Here is a 23,645-nt window from a genome sequence, read left to right on the forward strand (position 1 = left end):
AGTAGAACGCCTGTGGTGGAAATCGGGTGGAAACTCTCATCATCGACTTAACTGCACCAACGGTTAATCGAGCAGAGAGAACCACTAATAAAAGCAATCCAATAACCATAAACAGGTATTACCATGAAAACTCCCTTGCGGTTATTAACACCGGGCATCCTCGCCCTGAGTGTTGGTTTGGCAGCGGCCAATAGCTATGCACAATCGCCCATCTGGGCAGACGAATTCAACGGGACTCGAATCGATAACTCAACCTGGTCTTACAAAGTCGGCGGCGATGGCAACGGTAACGGCGAACTCCAGTACTACACCGCGCGCAGTGAAAACGCCTATATAGAAGATGGCAAACTGGTTATCGAAGCCAAACGCGAAGCCTATGAAGGCAAACAATTTACCTCTGCGCGTTTGCACACCAATGGCCGTGTTGCGTTTAAATACGGAACCCTGGAAGCGCGCATCAAAATCCCGCGTCTTGATAACGGCCTCTGGCCCGCATTCTGGATGTTGGGTACCAACTTCGGCCTGGATGGCTGGCCCAAATCCGGCGAGTGGGACATCCTCGAAGCCGGTTATAAATCGGCACAAACCAACGGCACCGTAAACAAATCTGTTTCTGCCGCGCTGCACTGGTGGCATGAATCGGGAACCTGGAGTGACTGGCTACAGGCGGATAGCGCCGCATCTACCACATTGCCCGTCAACCTTTATGAGGATTACCACACCTACAAACTCGATTGGACACCGAGCAAGGTGACCATCAGTGTGGATGGCAACCCCTATTTCACCATGGATATCACCGATCCGAACATGGCGGAATTCCGCGATAACCCGGCCTCCATTATTTTGAACCTGGCTGTGGGCGGGTTTAATTTTGTAGAGATCACCGACCCCGCGCAAATCACCGCGCCATTTCCTGCAAAAATGTACATCGATTACGTTCGCCTCTATGCAAATGCCAATACCGAATTAACGGTGGCGAGCGATGATTTGCCCAGCGGCAACTTCGGTGTAAGCACAGAAACCACTCCGGTATTGAACGAGTTGAACTGGGGGGATCGCACCAGCCTTTACGTTTGGAACAATATGACCAATATCGCCATCACACCGTCGGAAGGCAGCGGTGCATTGGCGTATTCGATTGCACCGGGCAACTGGTGGGGCATGGGGTTGGTCCACAAAGACTACAACATGCGCAACTACAAACACGGCTATTTGCACCTGGATATCAAAACCAGTTCCACCAGCAGCTTCAGCATCGGTATGGCGAGTACTTCCGGTGGTGATGGCAAAGTGGATTTCAATGAAGGTGGCGATCAATACGGATTGGTGCGCGATGGCAACTGGCATCACGTTGCAATTCCGCTGAGCAAATTTTGCAACCTGGATTTTGAAACCATCAAAACATTTTTCAGCGTATTTGGCCCGGCACCAGCCGCCGCCATGGAAATTGCCTTCGACAATATTTATCTGACCGAAAGCATCGCGTTGCAAGCGCCTGAATTTGGTAATTTCGGTATTTACACTGAAACACCCGATCACAAAAACGCGGGTGAATTTGCGTTTGGTGTGAGCGGCGATTTATTCCTGTGGGACAACACCCTCACACTGGAAACCGGTGCCAATAAAGAAGGCAATTCGGCATTGCATTTGAAATCTACCGGCAAAGGCTGGTACGGCATGGGCTTGACCGCGCGCGATGGTTTTAACCTCACGGCGTTTGATAATCCCAACGCGAAATTGCATTTCTCGTTAAAAACTACCCATACCGGCGATTTCCAGATCGGATTCAAAAGTGGGCCATTGAATGGCATCGGCCAGAAATGGATTAATTTCAAAGCCGGCAACGATCCTTACGGTTTTGCACGCGATGGCCAATGGCATGAAATCCAAATCCCGGTGAGTGAACTCGCGAAAGACCTGGATTTATTTGATGTGCGCCAGTTGTTGCAAGTGCTTGGTGGTGGTGAAACGGCGGGTATCAGTATCGATGATGTTTATCTCTCTGGCGGTCAAGCGGCGAAAGATCCGGGCACCAACGGCACTGTGGTAAATCGCGCTCCATCGGCAGCGGTAAAAACCTCCATTATGGGCGGTATTGCGCCAGCAATTGTTACGTTTGATGGCACTAAATCGGTTGACGTAAATGGGGATGCATTAACCTATAGTTGGGATTTTGGTGATGGCAGTACCGGCACTGGTGCAACCACAAACCACACCTACACCAGTGAAGGTTCTTATCACGTAATGCTGACGGTAAGTGATGGCGAATTAAATTCAACTGCAAAAACCGTAATCTTTGTTGATAAAGATTTCGGTAAAACTGGCAAAAGTAAAAAACGCGGCTTGGGTTACGGCACGCACTCCGTAGAAGATCTTGCAGTAATTTCCAAAGGCATCAGCTGGTGGTACAACTGGAGCCACAGTCCGGACCTGGCAGTGAAAGATGTGTACCAACAATACGGTGTTGAGTTTGTGCCGATGGCATGGAACGGAAATTTCAATGATCAAGCGATGCGCGCATATATTGCCGCACATCCGGATGTGAAATATATCCTCGCGTTCAACGAACCGAACTTTATCGATCAAGCAAACATGACGCCATCGCAAGCGGTTGCACAATGGCCGCGCCTGGAAGCAATCGCCAATGAATTCGGTTTGAAAATTGTCAGCGTAGCGATGAACTATTGCGGTAATTGCGTAACGGAAAATGGCACTACCTATTACAGTCCATTCGATTACTTCGATGATTTCTTCCGGCTCTGCCCAACCTGTAAAGTGGATGCAATTTCTATCCACGCTTATATGCCAGATGTTAACGGTGTTGAGTGGTACGTGAATGAATTTAAAAAATACGGCAAGCCAATCTGGATGACTGAATTCTCCGCGTGGGAAACCGTAAAAACATTGGACGACCAAAAACGCATGCTGATTCAAGTGGTGGATTCATTTGAAAACAATGCAGATATGCAACGTTACGCCTGGTTCACCGGTCGTCGTAATGGCCATCCATTCAACGGTTTGTTTGATTATCGTCAATCCGGTGTGTTAGCTGAGCTCGGTAATATTTATGTGAATATGCCCGTTCACGGCGATACTAGCGTTCACACATTACCGAAACTGGTGCAAGCAGAAAATTACGCAACCCGTAACGGCATTCGTGTAGAAGAAACCAAAGACGTTTCCGGTTTCCTTAACCTGAGTGATGTTGCTGCCGGTGAGTGGGTGGAATATAACGTGACGGGTTCTGCTGCAAATTACGATGTGAATTTGCGTGTTGCGAGTGAAGCATCCGGCACCATAAATGTGTTGGTAGATGGTGTGCAAAAAGCGGTAATCAATGTTGCATCAACCGGCGGATTGCAAACCTGGGCTACCGTAAATTCACAACTCGCCTTAACGGCGGGCGCACACAAATTGCGTTTGGTATTTAACCAGGCGATTAATGTGAACTGGGTGAAATTTACTGTTGCTTCTGCAAGCAGTTCCAGCGTGGCAACGTCTTCATCACGAAGCGCCAGCAGTGTTTCTCTCAGCTCATCCAGTAAAAGTTTGAGCAGCTCGTCGGTAAAAAGCTCATCAAGTTCCGTTGTGAGTTCTTCAAAATCATCATCGCCAGTTGCCAGTTCGTCCAGCAGCGTGACGGTAACTCCGTTTGGAAACCTTGCATTAAATCGCCCGACAGTTGCATCAACAACTGAGGGCGAAACCTGGGCCGCCGGTAATGCAACCGATGCGAGCACAACAACACGTTGGGCAAGTATTTCTGCTGATCCGCAATGGATTATGGTAGATCTGGGCGCGAGCCACAGCTTCAACCAGATCGTATTGCAATGGGAGTCTGCTTACGGCAAAAGCTACTCAATCCAGACATCAACCAATGGTGCGAGCTGGACAACTATTTACCAAACCACCACAGGTGTTGGTGGTCGTGAAGTGTTGAATGTTTCCGGCACTGGTCGTTATGTGCGTGTGTATGGAACTGAGCGCGGCACCGGTTACGGTTATTCGCTGTATGACTTCCAGGTGAATAATATTGCTGTTGCCTCAAGCTCATCAAAAAGCTCAATTAGTGTCGCGAGTAGTTCTGTTGTTAGTAGTTCCGTCGTTAGTAGTTCTGTTGTTAGCAGCGCGGCGGGCACTGTGAATCTCGCATTGAATCGCCCGGCTGTTGCCTCATCAGACGAGTGGGGTGGTAACTCGGCACCACAAGCTGTCGATGGCAATACGGGTACGCGTTGGGCCAGCCAATTTATCGATAACCAATGGATTTACGTGGATCTTGGCAGCAGCAAAACCATTTCGCGCGTATTTCTGAAATGGGAAGGTGCCTACGCCAAAGCCTATAACATCCAGGTGTCTAACGATGCGACTAATTGGACCACAATAAAATCTGAAGCGAATAGCGACGGTGGTGTGGATGACCATGCGGTCTCCGGTACTGGCCGTTATGTGCGCATCCTCGGTATAACCCGCGCTAACGGTTACGGAATTTCATTGTGGGATTTTGAAGTTTATTAATCTGCAATAACGTCAGTGCTGTAACAAAAAAACCGCGCGAAAACTCATTTCGTGCGGTTTTTTATTTGGTTTCGGATATTATTTTCCTGGAAATTTTGTCATGTTACGGTTCGCAAGCTCAGCCCACCACAACCTACAATTTCGCGCGTAATTTGATGCAAGGTGCTTCGTAGGTTGCTGGTGAGGAACGAACCGCAACATGATCATGCCTCCGCAACCGCTAAACCAAAATACGTGTGCTGTTAATTGATTTTTTATTCATAAACGGTGCCATCTGTGAGCACGAATGTTGCGGTTCGTTCCTCACCGGCAACCTACAGTGTGAGCATTTTTGCAGGTAGGGGTGGGCCTCACGACTCCCCAGAAAAAAGCGATTTTTTTAACACCCACCACTACTGCGGCAAATGTGCCTGACGATATTCCGAAGGCGTTTGCCCCACGTGTTTCTTGAAAAACGTATTGAATACCGATTTGCTGTTAAAGCCCGCATCCAGGTAAATGTGGGTGATGGTTTTGGTTTTATGCTTTGGATCGGCGAGCATTTTTTGTGCTTCCTCGATGCGATAGCGGTTAATAAATTCGTAGAAGTTGCTGTCAAAATGGCGGTTGAAGACCAGTGATAGATCGCGCGCAGGGATATCCAGTGCTTCTGCCAGCATATCCAATGTCAAATCCGGTTGCAGATGGGGTTTATGTTCGCGCATGGCGGCGTCGATGCGTTCGGCAAAACCGGTGTTGAGTAATTTCTCTTCGGCCGGTTTTTTATGCTGGTCTTTTTGATTAACGGCGATAAAGCCGGAAAAGTAACGCATGCTGGTAAATACCAGTGCGAGCACCAGCACGAACACCACGTAGTAACCGGTGAGGCCAATAATTTCGAACCAGTGCGGATGGAAACCGATAAACAGATGCAGGATTTTTGCACAGGCAAGTGAGGCTTCGGTCACCACAATAATCAGGAAGCCGATGACTAACGATACCAGCCAGCGAATATCCACTCGCTCAATATTGGAGTGGGTGGTTTTTAATTGATCGCGATATTTTGCAATCAGCCACAAACACGCAACGCAATAACCGATACGCGCGGCTTTGCATAAAAAATCCACAATTAAATAAGCCGGGCTGTACATGTAAATATCATCATCAATCAGCATGATGCGTTCTTGCAGGCTGTGATTATAAAAAGTGAGGCCGAGGAACAAGGCAAAGCACCCGAGCGGAATCAAATGCAGGGCGTCGCGTTTGCGCAGGGTGAAATCCTGGTACACCAGGGATTTGATATAGAGGTACAGCAATACCGCATCCACGTAATAGCCAAAGCCAATCCACAAAAACAAACGCGGATAATTATCGAGCGCGATCATTTTGAAATCGGCACCCCACAGCACCAGTTCATGGATGGGGATAAAGGCATGGGCGAGCAAAAACGCCGCCAGGAAATAATTGCTTTTATTTTGTGGGGGATTGGTGACAAGTAGCAGCACTGCGAAGCAGGCACATTGCACGGCGGTCATCATCAGGACCAGGTCGTGAATATTAAAAATAGTTTCGTTCATGTTGACCGGTGATCAGGTTGGTTATCGTTATAGTTTGGCCGCATGCGGTGCGTTTGAGTATAGAGCAATCACCCGCTACGGAGAGAAAATTGCCGCACAAATCATCTCGTCATTATTGCCCATCCATCATCGCGTATGACAATTCTTTACAGCAGAGTGTTTTTTCTGCGAATCCGCTAAATCCTTGTTTATTCATTTCTTTTTTCTATTTGTACCAGTTTCTCCACGACAGTATGTCAAAACTGGGAGGTAAATGCGTTCGGCTGGGCTTTATTCGAACGCTTATGTAGCTGTAGATAACTAAACTGGCATCACAAAAATCCCTTACGCCATAAAATTATTAGTAAGGGGGCAATAAATGCAGTAAGAGGTATTTTTGTGAAATCGATTAAGTGCACAGTTCTTCAATCCATCGTTCTCCTGGGTTTCAGTTTCATTGTCAGTGTTTATGCCAATGCGCAAAGTTTTTTGCGCGCAGAAGGTCATTACATCGTGAACGAGCAGGGCGAAAAAGTGTTGCTGCGCGGTATGGGATTGGGCGGTTGGATGCTGCAGGAGGGTTACATGCTCAAGCTGGGTAATCTTGGGCAGCAGCATGTGATACGTGCAAAATTTGAAGAGCTGGCTGGTAAAGAAGCGACGGACGAGTTTTATAACGCCTGGCTCGCCAATCACACCACCAAAGCCGATATTGATGCGATGGCGCAATGGGGATTTAATTCAGTGCGCCTGCCCATGCATTTCAACCTCTATACCTTGCCGATTGAACAGGAGCCGGTCGCCGGACAAAACACCTGGCTGGAGCAGGGTTTTGCGATAACTGATCAATTAATCGCCTGGGCCAAAGCCAATAATATGTATGTGATTCTGGATTTGCATGCTGCACCCGGCGGGCAGGGCAATGATTTCGCCATTTCTGACCGCAACCCGAACACGCCATCACTCTGGCAAAGTGAAGCCAACCAGCAAAAAATGATCGCGCTCTGGCGCAAACTTGCGCAACGTTATGCCAATGAACCCTCTGTTGGTGCTTACGACATTATTAATGAACCCAACTGGGGTTTTGAAAACGTCGCCGATAAAAACGGTTGTAAAGAAACCAAAAATGCGCCGCTGAAAAAATTATTGCAGGATGTAACCAAAGCCATTCGTGAAGTGGATGACAAACACATTGTGATTATTGAAGGCAATTGCTGGGGCAATAATTACGCTGGCGTTTTGCCCTTGTGGGATAAACAGGAAACAAACAAAAACCTGGTATTGAGTTTCCACAAATATTGGAACAACAACACTGTGGCGGATATTAATGGTCATTTGGCGCTGCGTGAAAAATACAACATGCCGGTCTGGCTGGGCGAGTCCGGTGAAAATTCCAATCTCTGGTTTACTGATGCGATTGAATTAGTGGAATCACAAGGCATTGGTTGGGCCTGGTGGCCATTGAAAAAACTTGGCTTTAATAATCCACTGGAAGTAAAACCCAATGCAGACTATGTAAAAATTGTCGACTATTTGAATGGTAAAGGTGAAAAACCATCTACAGCTTTTGCAAAAAAAGCGTTATTGCAATTAGCGGAAGATATTCGTTTTGAAAATAATCAATTTCACCCGGAAGTGATTGATGCCATGTTCCGCCAGCCTTATTCACACACCAGCATACCGTATAAAAATCATCGCATAAAAAAATCCGGCGGCACGGTGCTGGCGGTGGATTTTGATATGGGTCGCAGTGGTGTTGCGTATTGGGACCAGGACGCCGCCAATTACCACGTTGCGACCGGTAAAGAGCGTACGCTGTGGAATCGTGGCACTACTTATCGCAATGAGGGTGTGGATATTGAATTTGATGTGACAAAAAAATCTTATGTTGTTAATCATTTTGAAACAGCTGAATGGTTGGAATATACAGTACAAGTTGATGAAGCCGGACTTTATGAGTTAAGTGCGGTTGTTAAAGCATCAACAGACGGCGGCAAAATTAATGTGAGTGTGAATAATCAAAATTCAAATATCGACATAAATGTACCTGCATCACAAAATTATCAATCAGTAACGATTTCAAGTGTCAAATTGTTACAAGGTGCCAACAAGTTACGGATTTACTCAAGCGCTGGTGCGTATAATCTCCACTCGTTAGTGTTACACCCTTGATGTTTTTTCTCGTGCTGTTTAGCAAATCGTTTATCGATTGAGCTATCCCCTCGGGAGCCTTCGGGCTCCCTTTTTTATTTTCCAATTTTTTTGCGCGGCGTTTTTATTTTCCTCTTATTCTTTTGATTTTTGAATTGTTGCCCACTAGTGGTGTGAACAATTACAAAATAATGTGCGTTTGTTTGGCGGCAAGCAAACGAACCATTTTTTTTGCGTTCGTTGTTGCTGTTCGAACGCGCTGCTGTTTTTTTATTTGCACAATTTTTGCGATTCAACAATAACAGGAGTTGCTGTTGATGCACTGGCACCAAAAGTGTTTAACTTTTTTGCCACAAGACCAAAAATGACAGCAGGAACATAAGATGAATAACATGAAACAGACCCGCTTAAAAAAGTATATGCGCCGCTTATTGCCCCTGGCGATTGCCTTATCAACGTTTGGCGCCGCAACTGCACACGCACAAACATTAATATGGAGTGATGAATTTAACGGTACCCGGTTGGACTTGAACGCCTGGAATATCGAAACCGGTACGGGTATTAATGGTGACTGGGGTACAGGCCAATTGGATCGCGCAACGGATCGCCCGGAAAATATCAGCATTAAACAGGGCATCGCCGGCGCAGACGGTGGTGCCTTGGCTATCACGACACGCAAGGAATTTTATATCGATAAGGATTACACCAGCGGCCGTATCAATACCGCCGGCAAAGTGGCGTTCGGCCCCGGTTATAAAATTGAAGCGCGGGTATGGGCGAAAGATGTGAAATATAAAGGGCAGGGCTTTGCGTTCTGGATGATGCCCAATGAAATTCCAGCAGGGGAAGATCACCTGATGTGGCCACAAGGTGGCGAAGTGGACATTATGGAATATGTCGGTTCAATTCCCTTCCACAATTTGGGTACAGTGCATTACGCCTGGTTCTGGGAAAATAATGCGTACCAGGATTGGAATCATGGTCATCTCGGCGGTTATTACAGCTTTAAAGACAAACAAGGTCCCGACGAGCCCGAGTGGATTCAAGTTGATTTAGGCAGCGCACAAGCGTTCAATCAAGTGGTGTTAAATTGGGAAGGCGCTTACGGAAAAACTTACAAAATTCAAATTTCCAATGATCAAGTGAATTGGACTGATGTGTATTCCACTACAACGGGTGACGGCGGCATTGATGTTATCAACGCAAATGGCAATGGCCGTTACGTACGCATGTATGGCACCGAGCGCGCGACAGAGTGGAGTTATTCGCTGTTTGAATTTGAAATTAAAAATTCAGCGGGCACTAATCTCGCATTGAATCGTCCTGTTACTGTTTCTTCTTTACAAGCTCCGGATTTATCGGCAGCAAATGCCGTGGATGGCCAAACCTCCACGCGCTGGAGCAGTAATTTGCGTAACCCCGGCTACGGTAATTATCCGCCAGCAGCGAATGATCAAAACGCAGGAAGCTGGGGCTGGCACACTTACGGTGTGAATTGGCATAACGACCGCATCGAATTTTATGTGGATGGCAATGTGTACCACATCCATTATTTAAATGATGGCGGCGCATTCCCACCGGCCGATGGCAACGATTCTGCGCGCACGGAAATTCGCAACGGCAAACGTACATATATTTCAGAATATTCCAACCACTTTCCTGAATGGCATCCGTTCGAACACCAAATGTATTTGATTTTAAGTTCGGGTGTCGGTGGTCAATCCGGGTTCACTTATGGCGGTGGAATTGTTCCTGAAGCGGTTTTCCCAGCATCTACCTTAATTGATTGGGTGCGTGTGTATTCATTGGGCGGCGGTAAACCACCGGTGCTGCCTCCAACTACGCCCAATCAACCGGGAGACAACACCAATCTCGCGTTAAATAAACCCGCCGTTGCCTCATCATCGGAAAATGACGGCATGTCCGCAACGCAAGCGGTGGATGGTAATACTAATTCACGCTGGGCCAGCCAATGGACCGATGCACAGTGGATTTATGTGGATCTCGGCAGCAGCAAAACCATTAATCGCGTGTTATTAAAATGGGAAGCGGCTTATGGCAAGTCCTATCAAATCCAGGTGTCGGAAGACAAAGTGAATTGGACCACTATCTATTCCACTACAACCGGTGACGGCGGTGTGGATGATATTACTGCATCAGGCACTGGCCGCTATGTGCGCTTGAACGGCACACAACGCGGAACCGGTTATGGCTATTCCCTGTTTGATTTTGAAGTGTATGGCAGCGGTGGAATTACTCCCCCCGCTAACACCAACAAAGCATTGAATAAACCGGCAACATCCTCGAGCGATGAAGGTGCGGCATGGAATGCCGCGCAAGCTGTCGATGGCGATATAAATACCCGTTGGGCAAGCCAATGGAGTGATCCGCAATGGATTAAAGTCGATCTCGGTTCAGTGCAAAGTATTAGCCGGGTAAAGCTTAATTGGGAAGGCGCTTTTGGAAAAAACTATCAAGTGCAAACATCAGCAGACAATGTGACCTGGACAACCATCCACACAGTCACCAATGGCGATGGTGCAATTGATGAGTTAACCGTAAGTGGTTCGGGTCGTTACGTACGCATCAATGCTACGGCGCGCGGTACGGGCTACGGTTATTCGTTATGGGATTTTGAAGTGTATTGATCCTGGCGTTGGTTCTTAAGGAGAGGCGGCTTTTGCCGCCTTTTTTGTATCTGCAATAAAAGTAATGGATTTAATATCCGGTATTTATTGTCCGTGTAGAAACGCCTGGAATTTATATCGCTAACAGCTCCAGATAACGTCAGTGTTTGTTGAATTTATTAATTTCTATCCGAGGTGAGTGCCAATGAATCTTCTTATTAATATCGATGTGCCCGATCTGCAGCGCGCTATTGATTTCTATACTTCAGCGTTTAATCTGCAACTTAACCGGCAATTAGACGATGATGTTGCGGAACTGGCAGGCGCATCGGCAACCATTTACCTTTTAAAAAAAGATGAAGGTTCTGCATGCTCAAAATATTCCACGGAAACCCGCCACTACCAACGGCACTGGACACCCATTCACTTTGATGTAGTAGTTGATGATATTTGGCAAGCCACTGAACGCGTCGTAAGCGCAGGTGCAATCATTGAATCAGAATGCAGTGAATGGCTGCATTCAAAATGCATTACCTTTTCAGATCCTTTCGGCCATGGTTTTTGTTTGATTGAGTTTGAAAAGGATACTTACAGCACGTAAACCACTTGCTTGCATGGTGGAATAACTTACTACAATTTATTGTTTTGGCAAGCAGATAAATGCCGGAAATAATTTTCTAAATTAATTTTTCAATGCGGTGTCGAATCCAGGTCCAGTGAAACGACTACTGAATACCATCGTTATGGTTATCTGCGTTTTTCATAATAGGGGATTCATTATGTCCACTAATATCGTGCATTTTCACCGTATAATTTTATAAGGAGACTTGATATGACTACTCCAGCAAAAAATACAATTTGCCTTTGGTACGATCGTGACGCAGAAGAAGCGGCGCGATTTTACGCTGAAACATTTCCTGATTCATTTGTGAGCGCGATTAACCTGGCACCGGGTGATTATCCATCAGGTAAGCAAGGGAGTGTGCTAACTGTTGAGTTCACGGTGTTAGGAATCCCTTGTCTCGGTTTAAATGGTGGCCCTACGTTCAAACACAGTGAGGCGTTTTCATTTCAAATCGCCACCAAAGACCAGGCTGAAACAGACCGTTACTGGAATGCTATCGTTAATAATGGTGGCCGGGAAAGTGAATGCGGCTGGTGCAAGGACAAGTGGGGCATTTCCTGGCAAATCACACCAACTATATTATCCCGGGGCGTTACTCATCCTGATTCCGTTGTTGCCAAACGCGTGTTTGATGCGATGATGACCATGCAAAAAATTGATGTCGCTTCAATTGAAAAAGCGCTTCGTGGTTGAAAACCTGTACCAGCAATCATAAGAAAAAAGCGGCCGTCCTGTTAGCCGCGAAAATATTAAGCGAAGGGTTTTATTAGCAGATATGTTTATTTGTATAAATAGCTGCCAGTAATTTCAGCTTTCTGGATTATCGCGCTGGCATATTGGGTTTCAAAGTCATTGCGGCGCATGGGGCGACTGGTGTTCACCGGAAGACTCTCTTTATTTAATGCGTAAAGTGCAAAGAAATAACGATGAGTGCCAGTTCCTTCCGGTGGGCACGGCCCTGAATATTTAGGTACACCGTCATCATTTACACCTTCCACGCTGCCACCGGGCATCGCGCGCAGGGTTGCTCCTTCAGCGATGGTGCGGGTATCCGCTGGAATGTTGTATATGTTCCAGTGAACGTAGGGATAACCTACCAGGGCAATTGCATCGTAATCTTCCATGATGAGCACAAAACTTTTTATTTCAGACGAACTGATATCCCATTGCAATTGCGGGCTCAGCTCGCCACCGAAACACGAATACTGAAGCGGAATTTTTCCTCCGGATACAAAACCAGAGGACGTAAATGTGAACGGGATAGCATCGGATAAGCTGCTTTGGGATGATGAAAGTGCTGAACTAAAGCTGCTGTTGATAGTGGAGCTATTGTTGGACGAAAAACTGGATATCGACAAGCTACTTTGCGTGAAGCTACTGTCGCCAGAGGAACCTGATATCAAAGAAGATGAGCTGCTGGTAGACAATATTGGCGACTTTTCACCGCCACTACCGCCGTTACCGCCACAACCAATGATAAATACAGAAAGTGATATCGAAAAAAACAAATGTCTCATAGTGCAACCTTGCTGGATTGAGATTCGGAGGTTGCAGACTAAAAACCTTGAAACTAAAAAAGGTCTCTTTTTATAAAAAAGGACTCATTAAACCCGCCGATGTTGGCGGTAAACTGTCTGCCTATGAAATTTTATCTCAGGTTTCCATTGCACCAGCAGATTGTACTGCTGCCAGAATCTTTGCCCTGTACTGGTTTGGTGTGACTCCCAGATTTTCTTTGAAGGCTCGATAAAAAGAATTCTTATTGTTATAGCCAGCCTCAAATGCAATATCCAAAATACGCAAATGGCATTGTGGGTCTGACAACAGACAGCAGGCATATTTCAGCCGATAGTCATTCACGTAATCGTAAAAACTCAAGCCAGCATGCACATTTAATAATTCAGATACCTGATTTACGCTGATGCCCAAATGGCCCGCCAGGTCAGGCAAAGACAACTCATTCTGGAGATAAACACGTTGCTCCACCATCAGTTGTGTTAGTTGGTGAATTAATTCCTGCGCAACTGAAGCATCCAGTTCAAGATGCCTTTCTTTTTGAGGGACTGGTTCTGTGTAGGGTATTTCAACCGTTTCGACGCTTTTATCTTCTTCGTGATGCATCTCACTGCCATTCACTGCATCCCTTTTAAATCCGATAGCGCCAGGCGTTTCGCGAAACAGTAATTCCGGTCGATAAACGCTCAGAATTCCTACTGACAATACATAAACAGAAAAAAACGGAAATGCAAAATAATCCAATACGTTGTAGGTGTTTAACGCACCGGACAAAACCAGCGACATAACTATAAAATCTACCGTCACCAGGGCCATCACACCGCCAATTACATACAGCAACCAATAGAACGCTGAATTGGGAAATCCATACCACAGGCTGGCCAGGAATGGACGCGCCCCGATCAATCGCCATAGTGAAAAAAGCAAATAGCCAAACATATGGGCCATGCCCATAAACATGCACGGCATAAAATACTGTGGAAAGTTTAACAATGTAATCAGCACACAAAGCCATGGTAAAAAATGTATTCCAGTACTAACACCAATTTTCTCGCGTGTAAGGACTTTAATAAAAACCCGGATAAAAGGGCCTTTCAGCCATAAAAAAGTGGATGCCGTTACGGTTAGCTGGAAAATACCTCCAGGAATTATCTGGTTTGCATAGAGGTCCAGTTGCGGAAAGCTCAACGCAATCAGGAACACCGCAAACCATCGATTCAACAATTTGTTGCCGCGTTTATCTTGCAGCAATAAAAAAACTGTCCATAAGTTAATGACGATGGTTGAAAGAACAAAGGTTTTGAATGCTTCATGCATAGTGTGGTTTCGCAGTAGTAATTATTAGGTTGCGGATTAAAACAGTTGGTGCTGGGTTGGACAAGTTTTGGCGATGTGTAAGTAATTTCGTTATTCATAAGTAAAATTTGCTTTATAGATGTTAGCCAATATTAATAAATTACAGTCTGTATAGAGGGGGCCTGCACAATGTTGGCGATGGCCTTTCAGCATCTATGTGTTAACTTAGTCTGGATAGGTGGGCCGCATTCAGTGCCGATATTTCCCAATCACAACATGGCACGCTCACCATTTCACATTTCCCGCCAATTGACGTTTCTCTCAACCATTCGCATTTACCCGTGTCAAATTGTTACCCAAATCCGCATTTGAAGTTAATGCCTTCACAGATGTTGTAACCCTATTTCGCACAAAGGTGATAAATCAGTTTCAGATTACGCTCGAAAAAGTGGGAACCGGATTTTTTCAGGTTCGAGTTTTTTCCGTTTGCGATTTTTAGCTGGAATAGGCTGATTTATAAGGGTTTTTTGTTTCGTTTGATTCTTTGAGTTTTGGTTGCATTTTTTTATACTCGTGTTCGTGCAACAGCGATGGTACACAAAAATAACAAAAACACTGGGCACATTTTCGGTTTAATCATCTGATCTTTCCTATCGGTATGGCTTTTATCCATGCCATGGAGAGCCTTTATCTGGAGAAAACCATGCATAACAAACCGTTCATTAACAATAGGGCGACAAGGCTCCACGCAATACAATGTAAAGCAATTAAATCCACGCTGTTGATGTGGTGCTGTTTATTGCTTTCGCTGTTTTCAATTCAATCTACCTCGGCGGCTTCGGGCCACACGGTATTATCTGCTACCAGCGTCAAGTTTTATGTCACTGCTGCCCCCTGGGCTGATGTGCATTACACGATTAATGGTGCGAACCAGCAAAATATTCGAATGACGGCGAGTGGTACCAATCACGAATACACCATTACTGCCGCCACCAATTCGGTGATCCGTTATTTCTACACTATCGGCAACAATTCCGGTGGTGCCAACGATACGGGCTGGGTGCAATTCACCTTAACGGGTACGACCAATCCGCAGCCCGGTGGTGTTGCGCGGGTTTACCAGCATTGCAGTTACGGGGGAACGGCAGTGGGTTTGGCTGCGGGGAATTACACCTTGTCGCAATTGCAAGCGTTGGGTGTGCGCAACGATGATATTTCCTCAGTGCAAGTAAACAGCGGTTACGAAATTGTGCTTTACCAGAATGATAATTTTGGGGGTACATCCGTTATCAAATCGGCCAATGATGATTGTCTCGTGAATGACAATTTCAACGATGCAGCCAGCTCGATTATTGTGCGTGCAACCAACACCACCAATCCGGGAACACCGGGTACTGCAAATGGTACACACAAACGGTTAAAAATTATTAACGGTTGCGGCGATCCGATGTGGGTGCAATGGTTGACCGCGCCGGGAATTAATTTCAGCGGCCCGAATCGCCATCGCCTCGCGAGCCTCAATAGTTTTATTGAATACGATATTCCCGATAAAGGTTTGCCGAGCATGCGCTTCTGGCCCGGTTTTGGGTGCGATGCGAATGGTCACAACTGCCGCGTAGGTGCGAGCGGTGGTCCTGCAAGTTTGGGCTTCACTTGTCCAGCAGGTGGATGTGCACCACCGATCGATTCCAAATTTGAAGCGTCATTCGGTTGCATCCCTGGTGTGACGGATGCGCAGTGTGTACAAAACCCTTCTGCACCGGGCACACCATTAGGGCGCGGCGATTGGTGGAACAATAGTTTTGTGGATGGTTACACCACGCCGATGAAAGTCATCGTGAAAGGTAATTGCCCGGTTGGTCCGCAACCTGCGCCTGTATTTGGCCCCGGTGGTCCGCCCGGTGGAATTATCGATTGCTCAACTATCCGTATTTCGGATTGCCCAACCAACGAAAACCTCAGCACCGATGGCCGCTACCCCGCGCTCGCCAACGTGAATTTAATTGCAACCAATCCAATCACGGGGGCGCAAGCAGGTTGCTATTCACCGGCGGCGAAGTTGACGTATCGCCAATGGCCGTCGTCCACACCGGTTTACAACCCGGCTGATCCGCAAGCGCAAATGTATACCTGCCCGACACCGCCTGTTTCTCCCGAGCAATGCATGGCGGGCCCTGCGGATCGCACTAAATATCGCAATATGGTGCATTCACATTGCGACACTTACGCCTACGCGTATGACGATGGGGTAGGCCTTTCTAGTTGCCCGGCAGCGACCAACCTGGTTTATGAAGTGACGTTCTATTGTCCACGTTAATTGGAATTACCAGTTCGAAAAAATTTTATTGAAGGAACAATAAAAACAACCTGTGCGATTTTTTATCGCACAGGTTTTTTACCGAGGGGGAATACTAAAAATAAACACTATAAAAAAATGGCCAGTGCTAAAGAATCGCAGAATATTTTTGTGATTCTCGAAATGGCGTATGAGCTGCTCATACACTTACTTCAATACCTTATTTAAAGGAGTCCGTTATGAATAATAAAAAATCCGCAACAATGCAATTACTGAGGGCTGCGTTATTGGCGTGCGCCGGTATTGCGTCGGTTGCCCATGCAGTGGTTTACCAGGCAGAAAATTACAACGCGTTTTACGATACAACTCCCGGCAACAGTGGCGGTGTTTTTCGCGGCGATGCAGTGGATATTGAATACACCACTGATAGCGGTGGCGGTTACAACGTAGGTTGGATAGCGCAGGGCGAGTGGCTCGCATTCAACGGATTAACTATTCCCACGACCGGTAGCTACACCGTGCGTTTGCGTGTGGCATCGCCCAATGGCGCAACAGCATCGGTGGATTTAAATGCGGGTTCGATCCCACTGGGGAATTTTGCTATTCCCGCTACGGGCGGCTGGCAAAACTGGACCACGGTAACGCGTACGGTAAATTTAAATGCGGGCACTTATAATCTCGGCGTATTCGCACAATCGGCGGATTGGAATTTCAATTGGATTGAAATTGTTCCGAACACTACCAATCCGGGCCGTACGCTGGTGTGGTCAGATGAATTCAATAACATCAATACCGCTAACTGGACCTTTGAAACGGGCGGTGGTGGTTGGGGCAATAATGAATTGCAGTATTACACCAATGGCCAAAATGCATTTATCCAGAATGACCCACAAGCCGGTGGAAACGTATTGGTCATTGAAGCGCGCCGCAACAATCCATCCAATTACGGTTGCTGGTACGGCACCTGTACTTACACATCAACGCGCATGATTACGCGCGATAAAAAAACTTTTAAATACGGCCGTATTGAAGCGCGTTTGAAATTGCCGCAAACACAAGGCATCTGGCCGGCATTCTGGATGTTGGGCAGTAACCTCGGGCAAGTGGGTTGGCCGCAATCAGGTGAGATCGATATTATGGAGCACGTCGGTTTTGAACCGACAACTACCCACGGTGCTTTGCACGGTCCGGGTTATTCTGGTAACACCCCGATCATGGGAACCCACAACCTCGGTGAATATGTGGATGTGAATTACCATGTGTATGCGGTGGAGTGGGATACGAATGGCATTCGCTGGTTCCGCGATAATATCCAGTTTTATTCCGTAACGCGCGCGCAAGTGCAGAACTACGGTACCTGGGTATTTGACCAACCGTTCTTCCTGTTGCTGAACGTAGCCGTGGGCGGCACCTGGCCGGGTAGCCCCAATGCCAGCAGTGTATTTCCGCAACGGATGTACGTGGATTACGTGCGTGTTTATCAATAATTTATACGCAATAAAAATCGGCAGCCCAGGCTGCCGTTTTTGTATTGCAGAAAAATATTTACCGCGAAGTGACTTGAAACACGCCTGCCAGTTGATGCAATTTGGTGGCAGTATTTTTCAAGCGATCTGAACTGGTGTGCAGCGCGCGCACCACTTTATTCATCGTTTGGCTTGCATTTGCCACTTCACGCACATGGTGTCCATGTTGCTGGCTGTTGTTATCGATGTGATGAATAATATCGAACATACGCTCAACAATGTTGTGTAGTTGCGAATTGTCCGTAGACGCCTCTTCCGCCAGGCGTAAACCCCGATCCACATCGGCCACACTGGTTTCCATATAAGTGGCTGCTGTTTGCGATTCCTGGCGAATGGCTTCAATTTTTTCACCAATTTCCTGCGCAACAATTGCCGTGCGGCTGGCAAGGTTGCGCACTTCTTCGGCCACAACTGAAAAACCACGGCCATGTTCACCGGCACGCGCTGCTTCGATTGCTGCATTCAACGCGAGTAAATTGGTTTGGCTGGTGATGTCGCTGATTAGCGAAACCATATTACCAATTTCAGCGGTACGATTATTTAGTGTATGAATCGTGCGCGCTGAAGTCTCTACCACATCGCGAATACTTTGGGTTCCGGTACGTACAGATTCAAACTGGCTGCGCGCTTGCTCCACTACATTTTCCATCACCTTTTTCATATCGCTCGCAGTGCCGGACGCATTGCTGATTTCCTGTAACTGGTTGTGCATTAACTCCAGCATTTTTTCCATGGAATTGGAAACGTGGTTCGATGATTGGTTGGCTTCGTTGTTGCGTTTAAGTAAGGTATCGCTATTTTTCATGACCTCGTCTGCGGCGCGAATCACTTCACCCACTATATGATCGAGGTTATCGATAAAACTATTTGTCCATTTTCCCAGATCACCGGTTTCATCATTGGCCAATTTGTGCGTATCCAGACGCTGTTGCAAATTTCCGCCACCTTCGGCGATGGTATGAATCACTTCAGTCATTTTTCCCAGCCGCCGGGCAAGTCGCCGTGGTCCGCGTTGTTGGAAAATTTTGCCACCAATAATTAATGCAAGCAGGGTTAATAAATTAATGAATGTATTCGACCAATCGGTAAATTCATGCAGGCTGGCATTTAATAAAAACGCGCTACCAACGCAGGCAGTGTAGATGTTCATAAATTTAAAACTGAGTGAGCGATGGCGGTAGACCTCTTCCAGGTCCGCTTCGCACATCATGCCCCAGGTATCCGGCGAACCTTGTAAACTGAAGGTCACACCTTTGCCTACTACAGGGATGTGCCGGTAATCAGAATAGCCGGGATAAGTGACAAATAAATTGCTGCCTTTGCGAATTGTTTCGCGTACGCCGGGGTGTAAATCATTGGTGGCGGGATCGGTAAAGCGAATCTCAAATTCAGTATGTTGCTGGATTTTAACTACACCCCAATCGGTATTTACCCCGGATTTTAAATTTTCACCGTGGGTAAAGGTCGCGTCTTCAAAGCGTGAGCGTGATAAGGCCGTGCCACTCTTAATATACGGATCAAAAACCGATTTCACCATAAACAAATAATTATCACCGGATTCGCTAAAAATATGTCCGGCTTCCCGTTGGATTAAATCACCCAGCACATCATTCGGAATGCGCGCACAAAGGCAACCTTTATTACCCGGCACTAATTCAACCGGTAAATAAAACATCAATGTGACCTGATCATGAAATGCAGAACTGCGTTTTCCTATCCCTAATGTTTGTGGATCTTTATATGGGCCATGCAAAAAAGGCGCTGCAAAACCTGCTTTAACTGCGTGCGAATGCAAATCCTGTTTTCCAGTGCGTTGGGCATAAGTGGATGCGATAACCACACCCTGTTCATCAATTAGAAATAATTCAGTACAGTCGCCCATGGCTTGCCAGGATTTGCGCAGAATGTTTTCAGCTGAATCATCCAGTAATTGCAGTTGGCTGCGGCAGGATTCAAGTTGGGCCCATTGTCGTTTGACCCATTGTTGTAAAAGTTTGATGCGCGTGTTAGCGATACTTTCAAATGTTTGCTCCATGACGGCATAGCGATTGCGATTTAACCAGCACGCCCACCCCATGGATAATTTTCCGGTTTTTCCTGACCAATTCAGCCAGCCTCGCTCCGCGGGTGACAATTGCATTGAGTCACTGTGTAAATGCATAGGTCTTCTTCACCTGTGTCTAGAGTGTTTTAGTAGTTGTAGCGGGATAAACTTTTATTTGTTGTAGAAGGGGTGAGGCAGAATGCGTGCCAGTTCACATTCCACTGTGCAATCGCTATCCGATGGTGGGCTGATGATTTTTTATGGTAATTATTGGTGCGTTGGCGGGGTTATTTTGGTGCTGTAGCGTCAGAATGGTGCAATAAAAAGAAAAATAAAAATCAAAACGCAGTTCTAGCCTGAATGGATTTTTATATGTAGCAAAAAGGTGCAGCACTTTTTGAGCGCTGCTTTTACTGTGATCGTTTGCAGAGCGCGATGCCTGTCGGGCTTTATGCAGATAGCTTACACACATAGCTTACACAGATAAATTATGCAGATAAGTTATGCAAATAACTCCACGGATAAATGCCGCGATCATGGCCATCGCTAAACACCATTTGTAACCCGTATCCCATGGGATTCATCGCAATTAATTTTACATCGGTATCCACCAATACAATTTTTCCCTGGATGCGTGCTGCGCGACATTTGGCACAAGGGCAGGCTCCGCGCAGGCGTTGGTGACTGATCGTTTGAATATCATTGTCCGGCCATGTCACAACTATTTGTTGCAATGTTTGCGAATTGTTTAACGATAAGGGCGCGATGTTATGCATGGCAGTACCTCAATTCTTATCCAGTTGTGCCAATGCAATACGCACTGCTTTGCGCACTTCAGGATCACTATCGTTCTCCGCATTACGCAATGCAGGTAATGCTGCAGGGTTGCCTAATTCACCTAGCGCCAGCGCCGTTTCTTTACGTAAATTACTAATACTGTGGCCGAGTAGCTCCAGGAGGCCATTGGTCGCAGGTATATACCTGACTTTTCCCAACGCGCGCACTGCTTGCAAACGCACTTGCCAGTAAGAATCGGCAAGCGCAGAAATTAAATAATCACCGCTCGCTGCTAAACGTAATTTTCCGAGTGTGCTGGCAGCCTCCTCGCGCACTTGCCATTCTGCATCGCCAAGTGCACTGCGCAATGCTGGTAAGACACTGTCGTTATTGGCCAAGCCTAATGCACCGGTTGCAGCGCGGCGTACTTCAATTGCTGAATCATTGCTTGCTAAACGCGCAAGCTCGGGTAAAGCATCGGTATATTTTAACCAACCTAAAACACCTACGGCTTCGCGCCGCACGTTGGCATTTTCATCGTATAAGGCATGTAATGCATCCGGTGCGGATGCCGCTAAACGCAATTCACGCAATGCCCGCCACGCATGTTTGCGCACATCGGGATTTTCATTTTTTACCCAGCGTAAAATAATATGGCCAAGTTCAGCGGTTTTTAATTGGCTTAAACTTTGCGCTGCAATTTCACTGACCGTTTCATCGCTATCAGTCAAGGCTGTGCTTAGCGCTTCAACAACGTCTGGTTCTTCCCAACCCTCTAATAAACGCGCTGCTTCACGGCGTACTTCTGCATTGGTATCAGCAGTTAATGCGTGAGTAAGCCAGGGCAGGGAATCAGGGTCTTCAAGGTCTGCCAGTTCAATCAATGCAATGCGGCGCGTGCTGGCATCGCTGTCTTGCAGGCGTGATTGCAAAATTACAATATCGGGATTATCGGTTGTCAGTTGTGTTGTCATATCTTCAATTCTTCTTGTTCAATGCTGTTTGGACGTGATTACTTGCCAATAATGTTAAACGGCAATACGCGTTTCCGGTGGCAAACCCAATGGTGAAAGTCGGGGTAGTTGCCTGCCTTCTTCATGATTTAATAAGTCCAGGCAGTGGCGTTTTAACTGCATAAACTCCGGTGTTGTTACCAATCCGGTTGTGCGTGGCCGTGCAAAATTCACCGGCAGGTTTTTGATAAATCTGCCGGGGCGCGGGCTCATCACCAGAATACGATCCGCGAGAAAAAGTGCTTCATCAATATCATGGGTAACAAACACCAATGTGGTGCGGATACGGCTCCAGATATCAAGCAACAATTGCTGCATCTTCAAGCGTGTTTGTGCATCCAGGGCACCAAAGGGTTCATCCATTAACAACAGTCGCGGTTTATTAATTAATACACGTGCAATTTCCACTCGCTGCTGCATACCGCCAGAAAGTTGGCTTGGCCAGCGTGTTGCAACATCGTGCAAACCAACTTGCTGCAACATTTCCAGCGCTTGTGCGTGGCGCTCGGCTTTGTTAACGCCGCGCATTTTCAAACCGAAGGCAACATTGTCCACAATATTCAGCCAGGGAAATAAGGTGTGGTGCTGGAAGACCATACCGCGCTCCGGCGATGGTCCGGTAATCGCTTGTCCATCGACTTCAAGCACACCGCTGGCTGGAATAATATGGCCGGCAAGCGCACCTAATAATGTGGATTTTCCGCAACCGGAAGGGCCGAGCAAGCACACAAATTCGCCGGGCTGGATATTGAAATCCACCGCTTGTACGGCTTCAAATTCGCTCGCGCCAGTGCCGAGGCGAATCGATAATTGTTGTGCATTAATTTCACCCAATGCTACCGCAGGTTTTTTTCCATCGGTTTCTGTTAGCTGGTTTTCATAACTCGATGATTGTTTTTCAAAAATAGTCATCATGATTTTCCTTGCAGTCGATACCAGGGTGTTAACCAATCGCCAATACGTTTTATTAACCAGCTGCTGCCCATGCCAAGTAAACCGATTAACAACATACCCACCACAATGTCGGCGTAATTTTGAATCACGTAGGAGGACCAGGTGTAATAACCGATTCCCCATTGGCCGGAAATCATTTCTGCTGTTACCAGGCAAAACCAGGATGTGCCCATACCAATTGAAAGCCCGGTAAAAATGCTGGGCAATGCGCCAGGTAAAACCACTTCACGTAAAATTGCCCGCGGTGATGCCCCCAGGCTGCGCGATGATGCAATTAACCGCGGATCAACCGCTTCAACACCGTGAATCGTGTTTAATAAAATAGGAAATAATGCACCGGTAAAGGTAATAAAAATCATTGATGCTTCTGAAGAAGGAAACATCAATATCGCCAATGGAATCCAGGCAACGGCTGGAATAGGGCGCAACAATTCCAATGGTGGCATTAACCAGTTTTCCGCTTTACGCGAGCGGCCAATGAGCAAGCCCAACGTAACACCTGCCACAGCTGCCATTAAATAACCGCTAAAAACCCGTGCAAGGCTGCTACCCAAATGTGGTAGCAGCGCGTTGGATTGCAGCAATTGCCAAATTGCGCTGATAACCGCTTGCGGCGTAGGCACATTGGAAAAAGTGATGACTCCCAAATCAATTCGCAATGTGGATGCAAAATGCCACAGCAACACACACGCGGCGACAGAACCTAACTGCATGCCCGCTGTGGTAAAACGAGAGGGCCGTGCATTGGTCTTTTTAAAACTGGCCATA

The 23,645-nt window shown here is 46.8% G+C and carries 15 protein-coding genes; 7 read left to right on the forward strand and 8 right to left on the reverse strand.

Translation table 11 applies throughout. The annotated features are described in order from the left end of the window. Positions 1-123 precede the first annotated feature (123 nt). Positions 124-4,518, forward strand: a complete 4,395-nt coding sequence (locus A596_RS05835; protein ID WP_039913223.1) for a glycosyl hydrolase — start codon at positions 124-126, stop codon at positions 4,516-4,518. Positions 4,519-4,910: 392 nt separating this feature from the next. On the opposite strand, the gene A596_RS05840 is transcribed toward A596_RS05835, so the two are convergent. Next, positions 4,911-6,074, reverse strand: a complete 1,164-nt coding sequence (locus A596_RS05840) for an AraC family transcriptional regulator (protein WP_039913224.1) — start codon at positions 6,072-6,074, stop codon at positions 4,911-4,913. Between the two features lie 378 nt (positions 6,075-6,452). Between A596_RS05840 and A596_RS05845 the strand changes: the two genes are divergently transcribed. The 4 genes from A596_RS05845 (at position 6,453) to A596_RS05865 (ending at position 12,149) form a co-directional block, all read left to right on the forward strand. Beyond that, the gene (locus tag A596_RS05845) at positions 6,453-8,225 is read left to right on the forward strand and encodes a cellulase family glycosylhydrolase (RefSeq protein ID WP_235425628.1); all 1,773 of its coding nucleotides are present in this window, start codon (positions 6,453-6,455) and stop codon (positions 8,223-8,225) included. A gap of 362 nt (positions 8,226-8,587) precedes the next feature. Next, the gene (locus tag A596_RS05855) at positions 8,588-10,852 is read left to right on the forward strand and encodes a galactose-binding domain-containing protein (protein ID WP_052417273.1); all 2,265 of its coding nucleotides are present in this window, start codon (positions 8,588-8,590) and stop codon (positions 10,850-10,852) included. Between the two features lie 184 nt (positions 10,853-11,036). Next, complete coding sequence (locus tag A596_RS05860; protein ID WP_039913227.1) at positions 11,037-11,432, forward strand: VOC family protein; 396 nt, start codon at positions 11,037-11,039, stop codon at positions 11,430-11,432. Between the two features lie 231 nt (positions 11,433-11,663). Then, on the forward strand, positions 11,664-12,149 hold the full coding sequence (locus A596_RS05865) for a VOC family protein (RefSeq protein ID WP_039913228.1): 486 nt from the start codon (positions 11,664-11,666) through the stop codon (positions 12,147-12,149). Between the two features lie 86 nt (positions 12,150-12,235). Here A596_RS05865 and A596_RS22615 read toward each other — a convergent pair whose 3' ends face one another. Beyond that, on the reverse strand, positions 12,236-12,973 hold the full coding sequence (locus A596_RS22615) for a YbhB/YbcL family Raf kinase inhibitor-like protein (RefSeq protein ID WP_084128085.1): 738 nt from the start codon (positions 12,971-12,973) through the stop codon (positions 12,236-12,238). A gap of 136 nt (positions 12,974-13,109) precedes the next feature. Next, positions 13,110-14,288, reverse strand: a complete 1,179-nt coding sequence (locus A596_RS05880) for a helix-turn-helix domain-containing protein (protein WP_039913231.1) — start codon at positions 14,286-14,288, stop codon at positions 13,110-13,112. A 778-nt stretch (positions 14,289-15,066) separates the two neighbouring features. Between A596_RS05880 and A596_RS23330 the strand changes: the two genes are divergently transcribed. Next, positions 15,067-16,584, forward strand: coding sequence for a hypothetical protein (locus A596_RS23330; protein WP_200882876.1), 1,518 nt, complete (start codon positions 15,067-15,069; stop codon positions 16,582-16,584). Positions 16,585-16,802: 218 nt separating this feature from the next. Further along, positions 16,803-18,050, forward strand: a complete 1,248-nt coding sequence (locus A596_RS05895) for a carbohydrate-binding protein (protein WP_039913233.1) — start codon at positions 16,803-16,805, stop codon at positions 18,048-18,050. Between the two features lie 58 nt (positions 18,051-18,108). Here the strand turns inward: A596_RS05895 and A596_RS05900 are convergent, their stop codons facing one another. From A596_RS05900 to A596_RS05920, 5 genes are all read right to left on the reverse strand, one after another. Beyond that, a complete protein-coding gene (locus A596_RS05900) occupies positions 18,109-20,250 on the reverse strand; it encodes a methyl-accepting chemotaxis protein (protein ID WP_200882877.1) in 2,142 nt (713 codons plus the stop codon). A gap of 371 nt (positions 20,251-20,621) precedes the next feature. Then, positions 20,622-20,909 (reverse strand): DUF971 domain-containing protein, encoded by a 288-nt coding sequence (locus A596_RS05905; RefSeq protein WP_200882878.1) that lies wholly within the window; start codon positions 20,907-20,909, stop codon positions 20,622-20,624. A 9-nt stretch (positions 20,910-20,918) separates the two neighbouring features. Next, positions 20,919-21,884, reverse strand: a complete 966-nt coding sequence (locus A596_RS05910) for a HEAT repeat domain-containing protein (RefSeq protein ID WP_039913234.1) — start codon at positions 21,882-21,884, stop codon at positions 20,919-20,921. Between the two features lie 54 nt (positions 21,885-21,938). Beyond that, positions 21,939-22,838, reverse strand: a complete 900-nt coding sequence (locus tag A596_RS05915) for an ABC transporter ATP-binding protein (RefSeq protein WP_235425629.1) — start codon at positions 22,836-22,838, stop codon at positions 21,939-21,941. Continuing rightward, positions 22,835-23,644: an ABC transporter permease gene (locus tag A596_RS05920; protein WP_039913235.1), complete on the reverse strand. Its 810-nt coding sequence runs from the start codon at positions 23,642-23,644 to the stop codon at positions 22,835-22,837. Before A596_RS05920 ends, A596_RS05915 begins: the two co-directional genes overlap by 4 nt. Position 23,645 lies beyond the last annotated feature (1 nt).

Origin of the sequence: Cellvibrio mixtus subsp. mixtus J3-8, assembly GCF_000766945.1 — a bacterium.
In the GTDB taxonomy this organism is placed as follows: domain Bacteria; phylum Pseudomonadota; class Gammaproteobacteria; order Pseudomonadales; family Cellvibrionaceae; genus Cellvibrio; species Cellvibrio mixtus_A.